This is a genomic window from Pseudoalteromonas sp. Ps84H-4 (assembly GCF_024124645.1).
Taxonomy (GTDB): domain Bacteria; phylum Pseudomonadota; class Gammaproteobacteria; order Enterobacterales; family Alteromonadaceae; genus Pseudoalteromonas; species Pseudoalteromonas lipolytica_C.
The window spans coordinates 82,288-96,402 of record NZ_JAMXSK010000007.1; the positions used below are offsets into that span (position 1 = coordinate 82,288).

General features: G+C 42.6%; 9 protein-coding genes. 5 read left to right on the forward strand and 4 right to left on the reverse strand.

Annotated features, from left to right (window positions below):
* Nucleotides 1-251 precede the first annotated feature (251 nt).
* Nucleotides 252-2,552, forward strand: a complete 2,301-nt coding sequence (locus NH454_RS08635; RefSeq protein WP_253038740.1) for a TonB-dependent receptor — start codon at nt 252-254, stop codon at nt 2,550-2,552.
* Nucleotides 2,553-2,610: 58 nt separating this feature from the next.
* Nucleotides 2,611-4,551 carry a phytase gene (locus tag NH454_RS08640; RefSeq protein ID WP_253038742.1) on the forward strand — a complete coding sequence of 647 codons (1,941 nt, stop codon included), beginning with the start codon at nt 2,611-2,613 and terminating at the stop codon, nt 4,549-4,551.
* Nucleotides 4,552-4,609: 58 nt separating this feature from the next.
* Here the strand turns inward: NH454_RS08640 and NH454_RS08645 are convergent, their stop codons facing one another.
* From NH454_RS08645 to NH454_RS08655, 3 genes are all read right to left on the reverse strand, one after another.
* Entirely contained in the window at nt 4,610-6,196 is a 1,587-nt protein-coding gene (locus NH454_RS08645) for an L-lactate permease (RefSeq protein ID WP_253038744.1), read from the reverse strand.
* An 81-nt stretch (nt 6,197-6,277) separates the two neighbouring features.
* Nucleotides 6,278-6,862, reverse strand: coding sequence for a VTT domain-containing protein (locus tag NH454_RS08650; RefSeq protein WP_135925729.1), 585 nt, complete (start codon nt 6,860-6,862; stop codon nt 6,278-6,280).
* Nucleotides 6,863-6,921: 59 nt separating this feature from the next.
* A complete protein-coding gene (locus NH454_RS08655) occupies nt 6,922-7,830 on the reverse strand; it encodes a GGDEF domain-containing protein (RefSeq protein ID WP_253038746.1) in 909 nt (302 codons plus the stop codon).
* 237 nt (nt 7,831-8,067) lie between these two features.
* Between NH454_RS08655 and NH454_RS08660 the strand changes: the two genes are divergently transcribed.
* A complete protein-coding gene (locus NH454_RS08660) occupies nt 8,068-9,300 on the forward strand; it encodes a TMEM143 family protein (protein WP_138556595.1) in 1,233 nt (410 codons plus the stop codon).
* Between the two features lie 142 nt (nt 9,301-9,442).
* Nucleotides 9,443-11,482 carry a S9 family peptidase gene (locus NH454_RS08665; protein ID WP_253038748.1) on the forward strand — a complete coding sequence of 680 codons (2,040 nt, stop codon included), beginning with the start codon at nt 9,443-9,445 and terminating at the stop codon, nt 11,480-11,482.
* 33 nt (nt 11,483-11,515) lie between these two features.
* Here NH454_RS08665 and NH454_RS08670 read toward each other — a convergent pair whose 3' ends face one another.
* A complete protein-coding gene (locus tag NH454_RS08670) occupies nt 11,516-12,646 on the reverse strand; it encodes an ROK family transcriptional regulator (protein ID WP_253038750.1) in 1,131 nt (376 codons plus the stop codon).
* 155 nt (nt 12,647-12,801) lie between these two features.
* Between NH454_RS08670 and fucP the strand changes: the two genes are divergently transcribed.
* On the forward strand, nt 12,802-14,091 hold the full coding sequence (fucP, locus tag NH454_RS08675) for an L-fucose:H+ symporter permease (RefSeq protein ID WP_253038752.1): 1,290 nt from the start codon (nt 12,802-12,804) through the stop codon (nt 14,089-14,091).
* Nucleotides 14,092-14,115 lie beyond the last annotated feature (24 nt).

Consider the following 14,115-nt stretch of genomic DNA (forward strand, 5'->3'; position numbering starts at 1 on the left):
CTAACTCGTTAGCGTTTAAAGCAGCAGGGTCATATTAGCTCAATGATGTGACAGCAAAACGACAGTCAAACCTTGTTAAACCCCTTAAGCACTGTATTTACCTTAACAAGATGGGGTTATTGCAGCTCAAAAGTACTTTTAAAATCCGCTAATCACTTGTTTTTACAGGCTGTTAGCGATTTTCTGTCACATTTGCGTCATTTAAGCTGCGTACTTTGCTCATCAAACCAAGGACAACCAGGAGCAAACCCATGAAACAATTTAAAACGAAGGCGTTAGTAAGCGCCCTCGCCTTATGCCAATTTGCCGCTTACGCACAAGACGAACAAAACAGCGATGAGAAAAAAGTAAAAGTCTCTGAAGAGCTTGTTGTCTATGGCGAGATTGGTTATCGCAACCGCTCACAGGAGCTGGCACCGACGCTTGAATACTCACAAGAATACTTTCAACGTTTTGAACCGCTTACTGCCGGTGATGCACTAAAACGCGTACCAAGTGTGACGTTTTTATCAGATGTTTTAGAGTCTGATGGCGCGCGTATGCGTGGCTTAAGCCCAGCTTACACAAAGGTTCTTATTAACGGTGAAGAAGTACCAGGTGCAGGTGCTGACCGCTCATTCTTTGTTGACCGTATTCCTGCTGAGCTAATTGAGCGTGTAGAAATTATTCGTGCTTCAAGTGCAAACCGCTCTGCGGATGCCATTGCCGGTACGCTAAACATTGTATTGCGTGATGGTTACAGCCTAGATGGTGGTTACTTACGTGCAGGTGGCCTGCGTTATGACGATGGCGAATTAAAAGAAAGCTTTGCTGGTGTTTACGGCACCGAGTTTGCTGGTGGCCGTTTATTACTTGGCGCTAACTTACAAGGGCGTTATAACCCAAAACAAAAATCAAGCCTACGCTATGGCGACAGCCCAGAGAATAACGCTAATTACAAAACCGAAGAATTTGATAACCGCGAAGATCAATCAGATATTCGCGACGGTGACGATACCTCGCTAAATGCCAGCTACGAAATTGCTTTTGATGATGGCAGCAAGTTTGATATCAGCGCGATTTGGGTTGATACCGACCGTACTGAAGATGAGCGTTCATTTGAATATGACGACCCAACAGCAATCAATAACTCAATTGTTGAAGGCGGTAATCTTGAAACCGACAACGCCAATGTATCTTTCATCGATCAAACCAACTACAACATCAACTCGGGTTATGAGTTACCCCTTTTTGGTGGCACCAGTAAATTCAAACTTGGTTTTGCAAGCTTTGAAGAGTCTGTTTACGAGCAAGAAGTAGAAATCGATACCTCTGAACTACCTATGGTGTTTGAGGAAGAAGAAGAAACCGTAGACCTTGATGACAAAGAATGGTCATTACAATGGCAACATAGCTTATTTGCAGGCGAGAACAAAACAATTCAATTTGGTGCCTTTGTACAAGGTAAAGAGCGCGACACTGCGGTTTATCAAGCCGAAGATGAAAGCGAGCAAAGCTTTACAAGCTGGGATCAATTCAGCCAAACACCAATGTCACTGGCAGGCTTTAACAACGAGTTTGAAGCAGCCGCTGGTGGCGTAAATAAACTCGAAGAAGACCGCCTAGATGTATTTGCATTAGTTAAGCACGAAGACCAAGACTTCTCGTGGGAGTTAGGTGTGCGCTACGAAACAACTGACTCAACCATTACAGACAAAGCAGAAGGTGTGAGCGCTAAAAACGATTATGACTTCTTCTTACCATCGGCACATTTACGCTACAACGTCTCTGAAAATGGCCGTGTTAGTGCCTCGGTTGCACGTAGCTTACGTCGCCCTGATTTTGATTACATCACCCCAGCTCTACTTGAAAAAGAATTAGGCGATAACGACTTTTTAGGTAACCCAGACCTACAACCAGAATCATCGTGGGGTATGGACTTAGGTTATGAGTATCGCTTAGGTAAAAGCGGCGTTGTGGGTATTAATGTGTTCTACCGCGATGTGACTGACCTTATCGAAATAGCTAATACAGGCCAACAAGGCTCAGAAGGTGACGGTACTTACATTTTGCAACCGCGTAACACAGGCGATGGCAACGTAAAAGGTATCGAGCTTGATTTATCAACGCCGCTAAGCGCCATTAGCATGCCAAACACCGGGGTATTCTTTAACTACTCATGGCTTGATTCAGAAGTAGATGACACTTTCGGTAGCCGTAAATTCAACGACCAATCTGACTATGTGTTTAACGTTGGTTTTATTCAAGACCTACCTGATTTAGGCGCTTCGTTCGGTGCAACTTACCGTAAACAAGGTGATGCTTATGGCCGTATCGTGGGTGAAGAAGTGACCACACACTACGGTGCTGACCTTGAAATATTCGTAGAAAAACGCTGGCAAGACGTCACGCTTCGTTTAGTGGGCTCAAACCTACTTGATGCAAGCAAAGACGAAACGTTTAACAAGTTCGACACGGTTGATGACCAAATCAACCGCGATTTTGACGAGTATGAACTGGAGTCTGAAGAAGCAGGCCCTGTTATTCAGTTAATGCTGCGCTACGCGTTTTAATACACAAAAGAGTTATTAAGGCAGCGCATTGCTGCCTTGTTGTATATTTGGGGATCCCATGAATTTTAAAAAACCACTTAATCTTGTTGCCAGTGCAGTGATGCTGAGCACCCTAGCAGCGTGTAGCCAAACAACGGCAACCGAGGCGCCAAGTAAAAACCAATTAACAGCCTTTGGCACAACTGAAAATATGCAAGGCTCACAAGCTGCAGCCCTTGCTGATGACGCTTGGCTATTAAGCTCACAAAGCCAAGGCCTTCAGCTTATTGATGCCACAGGTAAACAGCACGCATTACAAAAAGGTAATTTCGAGGCGCTATCTGTAAAAGCAATCAACAAAAACAGTTACCTTGTTGCTAGCATCGACAACGAAGCCGACCAAGCGGTGATTTTTAGCTTACAAAAAGCGCCTAAATGGCAGCTGACTGAAATTAGCCGTATCAGCCCACCCAAAGCAAAACCTGAAGCGGTGTGTTTATTTGCTAACCCGACCACTCAAGCTGTGTCGGCGTTTGTGGCAGATGCTCGTGGTCTTATTCGCGAAACACTGGTGTTTGATATGGCAAACAAGCGCGCGTTAAACCTTGAATTACGCGAGTTTGCCGGTGTGAGTGAAACATCTGACTGTGCGGTTGATGATAACAGTAAAACCCTTTACTTAAGCGAAGGCGAAGTGGGCATTTGGCAAATTAACGCCGACGCTGAATCGCGCGCTGATAAAAAGCCCCTTGCTATGATGTCGCCATTTGGCAGCTTAGCACCTGAAGTTGGCGGTTTAAGCACAACAGATGATGGCAGCTTATGGTTTACCACTTCTGATGATAACCAATTACATCGCTACGAAAATAACACAAAGCGTTTTAGCAGCTGGCAATTTGCTGGTGAACTGGCAATTGAATCTGCCGCAGTGCGCTTTAACAATAATCAAGCTGATATCGTGCTGTACGATGATGAATCAGGTCATTATGTAAAAGGTCAAATCGATGGGCAAATTAAAGCACAAGCTAAGCAACAAAATAGCGCTAAAACAGCGGCTGTGACTTACATCAATGCACAAGCGCAAACCGATGCAGTACAAGCTTTTGGTGATGCCGCCGATGACCCTGCAATTTGGGTAAACCCAAATAATGCAGCAAAAAGCCTAATTTTAGGCACCGATAAACGCCGTGGTTTAATGGTATATAACCTTGCTGGCAAAGAGCTACAAGCGCTAGAAACGGGCCGCTTAAATAATGTTGATGTGCGCCAACATGCCAGTATCAACAACGCAACAAATACCTGGATTGCAGGTAGTAACCGTTCTCATAACAGCATCAGTGTTTACAGCGTCGATACAAGCAATCAGGTGCAACATCTTGCTGAGTTACCAACGACTCTAAACGAAATTTACGGTATGTGTATGTACTCATCAAACACAGGCAACTATGTGTTTATGAATGACAAATCAGGCCTATTTCAGCAATACAAACTAACTGGTAATAATGAGAGCGTATCAGCACAACTAGTACGCGAATTTAGTGTACCGAGCCAACCTGAAGGTTGCAGTGCTGATGATAAAACCGCACAGCTATTTTTAGGTGAAGAAGACGAAGGTATTTGGTTTATTGGCGCTGAGCCAACAGCAGGAAAAAAACCTGTAATGCTGCAAACCGTGAACGATATGCTGGTTGATGATGTAGAAGGCATGGAAATCTATCACGCGAAAGATGCCCGTTATTTAGTGGTTTCTAGCCAAGGTGATTACAGCTATGTGCTTTATAAAATTATCGATGGCAATACCCCTAACCTTGAATTTGCAGGTAAGTTTGCAATCAGCAATAACTTAGAGTTAGCAATAGATGGTGTTTCAGAAACCGATGGCCTAACGGTAACACCGGCTGCGCTACCGGGCTACCCTGAAGGGGTGCTAATTGTGCAAGATGGTTACAACCGTATGCCGCAAGCACCGCAAAACTTTAAGATTATTGACTGGCGCGAAGTAAAAAAAGCTATTCAATAAATTACTCCGTAAAGGTGCTCGGTTTATCTGGGCACCTTTTTTATCTGCACATGTTTAATCAGTAAAATAGGTAACTAAAGCCCCCAACTATTGCTCCGTAAATTAGCATCGGCAAAAAGGTTTTCTTAAGCACTGGCCCTTCTTGATTATTCACTCCAACAATACTGGCTACAGCAATAATATTGCTAATACAGATCATATTACCCATCGCCGCCCCTGTTGATTGCAATGCAAGCACTAAGGTTTCTGACAAGCCCACTTGCTCAGCAATACCATATTGAATACCGCCAAAAGTAAGATTAGACACCGTTGCCGAACCTGAAAAGAAAGTGCCGAGTGCCCCCAAGTAGGAGGCAAATAACACCCAGTGCTCACCGCTTAAATCAGCAAAGGTGCTTGCCATATAAAATATGGGCGCATTATGGCCGCCTTGCATTAAAACATTCACCATCACCAATGCACCGATTAAAGCAATACATGGCATAGCAATGCGGCCTAAGGTGTCGGAGCACATTTGCTTTACTTGTGGCTTACTCATCTTAAGTAACGGCACGCAGATCAACACCACCAATACAAACGGGATCAAGGCTGGAACAAACAAGGTTTTATACGACCACTCCACTGAGGTGCCGAATATCTCATGTAAAGATAAGATCAGCGCTTTACTTAATTCAAATTGCGCAAAGCCTAAATTGACACTCAGCCAGAGCGTTTCGTCGTTAAGCAGTGCTTTAATACCCAGCTGATGAATACGGGTTATGACCAGCACAACAATCAAGAGTAATAACGGGAATAACGCTACAAACAACGCTTTTGGTGTGAGCTCAGCTTTGCCTTTCGTGCTTTGTGCATTTACAGCTGAGTTATCTAACCCCACTCCCCGGCTTGCCAAATAAATAGTGACTAATAGCCCCACTGCACCACCTATCAACGATGGAAATTCATAGTTCCACTGGGCAAACAACCAATAAGGCAAGACACATGAAAACACACTTAAATAAATGAATACGCTATTTTGACGCACCTTTTTTAGTGGCAGCACTAGACACAGCGCAATCATAGGAATAACCAAAGCAGCAACAACATGACAAAGCGCCGTCCATCTTGAGATAGCCAACACTTGCCCATCGTCTAAGTTTAGCGCCGAAAAGCCAAACCATGTTGGTGTGCCTACTGCACCAAAAGATACGGGGATCGAGTTTAAAATAAGAGTGAAAATAATCACTTTAAAAGGCGAGAAACCAAGCCCGACCAAAATAGGCGCCGCGATGGCCGCAGGCGTGCCAAAGCCCGATGCACCTTCGAGCATAAATGCAAACGCCCAACCAATGATCATCAACTGCGCAACTTGATTACTGCTAATTGATTCGAGCCAGTGTTTTATCGTGGTTTCGGTCCCTGATATTGCCAACATGCGGTTAAGTAAAATAGCTCCAGCAATAATCGAAATAGGCGTCATAACAGACAACACACCAGCAAACACATTGGCAAGCAACAGCCTTAAATCAGCTTGAAAGAAAAACAGTTGCAGTAAAGCAGCAAGTAGCGCTGTTATGGGTAAGGCAATATAAGAAGCGATGGGGCTGCGTTTTACCATCATCCAGATCAGCACCAAAATAGGCAGTGCAGCTACTAGGGTATTCATGGGTCATCCTGTTGTTTTTATTAAGCGCTTTCCTTAATTCAAAGTATAGACAGGATAACCATAATCAGTATTTTTTATTTGTTAAATGAGTGTACTGAGCCACCAAATTAACAGTACTAACACAGAAATAGCGACTAAGGCTTTGGTTTTGTGCTTTTGAATAATTCGCTCAGCCTGATTACCCGCATAATAAACAACAGCAGCAAGGGCAAAGTAACGGATTGAGCGCGCAATGACCGTAGCCAGTAAAAAGAGAAAAATTGAATACTTAGTTGCACCCGCGGCAAGCATGGCAATTTGAAATGGAATGGGCACTATACCGAGCGTCAATACAAACCAAAAGCCTTGCGCTTGCATTTTTTGTTTAACTTGCTCGAATTGCTCAGGATTTGAGAAGGTATTAATTACCCAATCGCCTACTACATCAAATAGGTAATAACCAAGGGCATAACCAAAAATAGCACCAATAATACAGCCAATGGTCGCCATTAATGCGATTAACCACAGCTTTTCACGGCGGGCTTGCATTAACGGAACAAGCACAGCTTCAAGCGGTATAGGCACTATGGTTGACTCTAAAAATGATGCCACTGTTATCGATTTAAGCATATGTTTAGAGTCGATAAACTGCCGTGTTTTTTGCTTTAACTTTTTAGCAATTGCCATTATTCATCCTTAATCGTTTTGCTCGGCTTTAGGGTACAACAAAAACCCTTAACCGTCCCTTACGGTTTATGAATATAACGGCTACGGCCTTGGTTTTTAGCCTGATATAGTGCCTGATCAGCTCGTTTCATTGCATTACTAAATGTTTCTGTGGCGCGTTTTATAGCTGAACCTACACTCACACTGAGTGTTTTACTCGGCGTAACCATCACGTTACTGGCCAAGCACAATAGTTGCTGACATGTCTGACTCAATATTTCTTGATCTTCAGTCGGAACAAATAAAGCAAACTCTTCACCACCTATACGGGCAAATAAAATTTGCGGGTCTAATGCCTCATGGCATTGCGATACAAAATCAATCAACACCTGATCGCCAACATCATGACCATGTTCATCATTGATCGCTTTAAAGTGATCAATATCTACAATTACAATACTATGCGGTGTATCTTGATTTTGCAGTACATAGTGGTAGAAATAACGGCGATTATAGGCTTTGGTAAGCACATCTGTTTTTAGCTCTTCTTCAAGTTGCTCGCGGGTTTTAGCTAAGTCTGACAAAGCTAAAAATAAACCAAAACCAGTAACCAACATACCAATTGTTCGAGCAATATCCTCAATATAAATTCCCACCCAAATAGGCTGAAACACAAGTTCATCTAGAAAGTCGAAGGTCAGTCCGACACTCCATAGAAAAATACCGATACTTAAAAATAAATAGCTTCTTTGTGCTACTACCGATGTTTGCACAAAGGCAAATATACATATGAGGATCAATAGATTAATAGCATCTGTTAATACGCCATTGAGATAAATATCATTTTCTAATCGATTAAAATGGTAAAGATATGTCACCACAATCATCAACAATGAAATAATGAACACGCTTATAAAAAGCTGCTTTATAACTAGAGGTACTGAGTTTAACTCAGCTTTAACTTCGATTGGTGGAGGTTGTATACTCATAACAGATCACGACAACTTACTGCAATTGGCTCAACATTAGCAAAGCGTGTTTAAAAGTGCATGACAAAGCGACCGTGAATTTTAAAAACCAGCATTTTGGCTGGAGCAATTAACCTAAAGCAATCCCTTTTAACCAGCAAAAAAGTCTAACGTCATGCTATTTGTTTGTAACAGTCGCATTCTCGAGATTAATTTTTTATCATCTGAGCGAATTCTGTTTAAATAAATATTAGCATAATGATTAACGCACGCTTTATTCCTTTTCGTAAACACGACATCATCAACCTTTGCCAAGCCTATTTAGGTGAGTCGCAATCAAGTTCGTTTATGGAGTTTGCTACACTTTTGCAAAGCGTGACCCATTATCAATATCACGGGTTGCTGGAGTCATTAAAAAACAACTATGCGCCATTTGACCCTAATAGCGATACCCGCACGCTGAAACCTATTACCGATGCTGAGCGTGCCAACTATCAATCAGCTTTTGCTAAAGATTTTGCCACGGTACTCAATGCCGCCAATTTTGAAACCATTACTGATCAAGACCTACAAGATGCACTTAAAGAAGAGTCTTTATTTAAAGTCCGTTTGGCTGTTGAGTTTAACGACTTTGCAGAAGTGGTCTTTTATCGTCGCGGCGAATCGCAAAAAACCGAGACGCTACGCAGTTTTTGGGGACTGCGCAAAAAACAAATTCAGTTCACCAACTATGACCGCGTTGCCATATTCATTCGCTTTAAAGACGAGCAGTACTTTTTAGAAAAAGGCAAAATGCCGGTAGGATTCGAGCCCAATTCAACCATCGTCAAATTATTCCAGAATGTCCCCAAAGCCGATTTAGAAATGCTGTTTCCGAATAGCGAAGTAAAAATGCGCCCGATTGATAAACTGATTATTGGCTCATCTGCCCTGATTGGTGGTGCTGTGGTGTTGGTAACAAAATTAGGCGCGTCAATTTTACTGCTTATTGCCTTGATTGCTTTTTGGGGCGGTTGGCGCAGCGAAGAAGTGCATATGAGTCAGCAGCACTTTATTACCTTTGCAATCGGCATGGGTGTGTTTGGCAGCTTTATATTTAAAGAGTGGAGCAAGTTTAAAAATCGTAAAATTCGCTTTATGAAAGCACTGGCCGACAACTTGTATTTTAAAAATCTCGATAACAACGCAGGTGTTTTTCATACCCTCGTTGATGCAGCTGAAGAAGAAGATGTAAAAGAAGCGCTGCTTGCCTACACCTTTTTATTAAAGAGCAAATCTGAGATGACTGCAGAGCAATTAGATAAGCAAATTGAGCAATGGTTTAACGAGCAACATAATTGCCAGCTCGACTTTGAAATTGATGATGCTTTAGACAAACTCGTCAAGCTTGAACTGGTTAATCAAAACAATGATCTTTATTCGGCGGTTGATTTAGCCAATGCCAAACAACGCTTAGATAGTCGTTGGGATGACTATTTTAAGTTTGCCTAAGCCTTTAAAATCAGGTACTAGCGAAGCACATATAGACTTTGAGTCAATTCAACTGGGGTAAATGCAACTTTATCTCAATGTGCTTGCGCACAGCATGGTCTGCTTTTAGGATAAAATTTTACGGCTAAAAAAAGACCATTCCATGCAATTAAAAAAATCAATTTTTATTGGAGCCAGCTTGCTGTGCGCAGCAACAACAGCTCAGGTATATGCTAACGACAAATTTGTTTCTGAAGATATTTTTCAACTTGAATACGCAGGCGACCCACAAATAAGCCCAGACGGCAAAAAAATTGTTTATGTGCGTAGCGGCTACGACATCATGAAAGATGGCAACAAGCGTAGCTTTTGGCTGTACGATTTAAAGTCTGGTCAACACACGCCGCTGTTTTCTGATGAACATAACTACAGCCAACCAACTTGGTCTCCAGATAGCCAAAAAATTGCTTTTACCAGCAATTCAAGCGGCTCAAATCAACTTCACGTTTATTGGTTAGCGCAAGACAAACAAGCGCTTTTAACGCAACTTCCAAAATCAGTACGTAACTTAACTTGGTCCAATGACTCAGAGCAAATTGCCTTCACTATGAGCATTCCGGAAGGTAAATCTGCGTTCGCTAAATCAGTAAAGCTGCCAAAAAAACCAAAAGGCGCCGAGTGGTCAAAACCAGTTAAAGTAATTGAAAAAGCGCGTTATCAAGCTGATGGTGCAGGCTTTTTAGAACCTTCATATCGTCACGTTTTTGTTATTCCGGTTTCGGGTGGCACACCACGCCAATTAACATCGGGTGATTATCAGCACTATGGTCCACTTGCTTGGGATCCAAGTAACACAAAACTGGCTTTTTCTGCTGATCGCAATGATGACTGGGAATACCGCACTACTGAGTCAGACCTTTATGAAATTGACGTAAAATCAGGTGAGCTTACACAGCTAACAGATTTACCGGGCCGAGAAAGCAATCCTTACTATGCTAAAGACGGTGATGAACTAGCCTTTGTTGCTCGTGATAACGCCCCTGTGCCTTATATTAACTCAACGCTGTCATTACTTGATTTAGATGATAAATCAATCAAGCATATTACTGAAAAATTAGACCGTTCAGTGGCTGATTATAAGTGGTCAGGCGATGGCGACTTTGTTATTCAATACGATGATTTTGGTAAGCGTAAGCTCGCTAAAGTAACCAGCCGCGGTAAGGTAACTGATTTAACTGATACGCTATCGGGCACTTCAATTGGTCGCCCGTATGTTAGCGGTAGTTTTAGCATGGCCAACAATGGCGCAATTGCTTATACAAAAGGCAACGAGTATCGCCCAGCTGATTTAGGCTACCTATACAAAGGTAAAACTAAAACGCTTACTTCATTAAACGAAGATATATTAGGCCATAAAAAGCTAGGTAAAGTACACGAGTTGAATGTTAAGTCGCAGTTTGACGGCCAAGCCATTCAAGGTTGGTACATCACGCCACCTGATTTTGATGAGAGCAAGCAATATCCATTAATGGTTGAAATTCACGGCGGTCCACATCTAGCCTATGGCCCAAGCTTTACTGCTGAATTACAACGTTATGCCGCTGAAGGTTATGTGGTTCTATATGTAAATTACCGTGGTTCAACAAGTTACGGTAAAGACTTTGCATTGCTGTTAGATGGTAAATACAGCTCAGAAGAAGACTTTGCTGACCATAACTCAGCGGTTGATGCCATGATTGCTAAAGGGTTTATCGACAAAGATAACTTATTTATTGCTGGTGGTTCAGCAGGTGGTATTGCAACAGCTTATGCTGTAGGTTTAACAAACCGCTTCAACGCGGCTGCAATTACCAAACCAGTGATCAACTGGTTAAGTAAAACACTGACTGCCGACAGCTACATTGGTCAAATTCGTAACCAGTTCCCGGGCATGCCATGGGATAATGTTGAACACTACTGGAAACGTTCGCCGCTTTCATTAGTGGGTAACGTAACCACGCCATCATTGATCATGACAGGTGAAGAAGACCGCCGTACGCCAATTTCAGAATCAGAGCAATTCTATCAAGCATTAAAACTGCAAAAGGTAGATACCGTACTTATTCGTGTACCGGGCTCACCACATGGTATTGCGGGTCGTCCATCGCGTATGATTTCGAAAATTGAATACACGCTTGCGTGGTTCAAACAATATCAGAAGTAATAAATTAAACAGGAGTGAGCTGCTCACTCCTGTTTAAAAATAATGATGACTAAGCGCAAGTTGAGCAGAGCCTATCGACTGCGCTTTTTCTCCGCACACACCTAAACTCACTTCACAGCTACGTAGTCCACGACTATCTAAGCGTGCAAATGCTGCAATTGATAACTGCTTGAGCTGTTCAAGCGCCATACTCGGTAACGGCGAATCAATTATCACAGCTTGCATATCTAACAAACTTAAACTGTTATGCATGGCAATACTGATAGCCTCTGCGGCTTTTTCAAGCCAAGGCTGAACTAGCCGTTTATGCTCTGCAAACTGACTGTCTGTTAGCTCATACACAGAAATGCCAAGTTGCGCATTATCAAACTCACTTTGCAATGACAGTAACGAACACTGGCTAAGTAACTGCTCCCGTTCAGCGTTTAGCATGGAGCCTATTGCACCGGCATTACCACTTTTGCCTTCGAGAAGCTGATGGTTAATCACCACAGCGCCACCTAAAAAAGCCCCTAAATAGACATATAAAAAATCGCTATAGTTATTAGGATTTCCGAGGCTTAACTCTGCACAGCAGGCTGCGTTATTGTCGTTACTAATATAAACAGGTAACTGAAACTGACTTTCTAAGTAGCCTTTCAAATCAAAGTTTTGCCATTGGCTAAGGGGATTTTTTGCTGAGTCTGAAGTTGCCTGCCATTGCCAAATATCAAACGGCATAGCGACCCCAAGCCCGCAAACATGTGAGCGCAGCTCAGGTTCTAATTGGCTGATTAATTGAGGAATATGTGTTTCTAAAAATACTTTAAGCTCATCAACCGATGCCTCATTCACCTCCAAAGATACAGACGCTCTTTGCGTGCTTTGTAAATCAACGAGTATCAGATCGAAGCGTCGTCGTCCGATTTTTAAACCAAAACTAAACGCGCCATCAGGGTTAAGCCTAAAAGGCACACTTGGCTGCCCTACTCGGCCTTTAACAGGTGCATCACGAAGCAATAGCTTATCTTCTTCGAGCTTATTGATATTCACTGTTGCCGCCTGAGCAGACAAAGCTAACGCCTTCGCTATTTGTGCCTTAGGCATGCTTTGCTGCTGCCTAATTAAACTTAAAATTGCGCGCTCGTTATTGCTTCTTGGTGCTCGCGATAAACTGCTCTTCATAACATCCTTCTTGATACCAGCTTGATAAGCGGCCTATTAGACCTGTTTGGAGTACTATCTACCAGTCAAAATAATAAATCAACTAGGTTGATTTATTATTTGTAGTCATGAATACTGTCGGCCACAACAATATGAACACATTAATCTGGTGAACTATGCAAACACAGTCCGCTATTGTATCGCGCCAAATGCTATGGCCTTTTATTCTGCTTACAATTTGCTTTGCTGCTTGGGGCACTGCAGCCAATATGACAGACCCATTAGTGAAAGTTTTTAGCAAAACATTTTCGATGAGTGCCTTGCAATCAGCATTGGTGCAGTTTAGTTACTATGGCGCTTATTTTTGCCTAGCTTTACCGGCGGCCATGATCAATAGACGGTTTAATTATAAAACGGGGCTGTTAGTAGGTTTAGCCATGGCCGCCTGTGGTGCCTTATTGTTTTACCCTGCTAGCCAAACCATGCTCTATAGTCACTTTTTATTGGCCTTGTTTATACTTGCAGGTGGCTTGTCTATTTTAGAGACCTCTGCAAATCCCTATGTCATGCAGTTAGGATGCGAGCAAACAGCCACCCGTAGACTTAACCTAGCACAAGCTTTTAACCCTGTTGGTACTAATATTGGTGTGTTTTTAGCGGCGACGTTGATTTTACCAAACTTAAATCAAGCCGATAGTGCAAGCCGCGCTTTGATGAATGAGGCACAATTAAAAACCGTTGTTAGTGCTGAACTCGATGCTGTGATGGTGCCGTATGTGGGCATGGCCTGTTGTTTAATCTTGCTATGGCTATGTATCTTCTTTAGCCGCTCTCCTGCAACAGAAACAAAAATAACAGCGCAGCCGTGCAAACTTAAAAAGACCTTTCAACATTTGTATCAAAACAAGCATTATCGATTTGGTGTGCTGGCACAATTTTTTAATGTTGGCGCTCAAACCTGTGTATGGACCTACACCATTGGCTACACCATGGAAGCACTTAACACCACAGAGGTGACTGGTGGCCAAGTATTACAATATTCGATGTTGGTATTTTTAGTATCTCGCTTCATTATGACATGGCTCATGCGCTTTATAAGCGGCGCTAAATTACTGCGTTTTATGGCTTTAGTTGCAGCTGTACTTTGTTTTATTGTTGCAACGCAAGTTAACTTAATGGGCGTAGTCGCACTTGTTGCTATTTCGAGCTGTCTATCTTTGATGTTTCCAACCATTTACGGCACAGCACTTGAAGGTCTGGGTGAAGATGCAAAAGTGGGTGCAGCAGGCTTAGTAATGGCTATTTTAGGAGGCGCATTTTTACCGCTGATCCAAGCCGCAACCATAGATGCCTTTAACACTGCGGTTTCGTTTGTTGTACCACTTGTTTGCTTTTTAATTGTTGCTTTGTATGGTCACCATACCAAAGTAGCAGCAATACCCGCCAAAGCGCAGTTGCAGGACTAAACGCATCAATGAGATAATGCACCT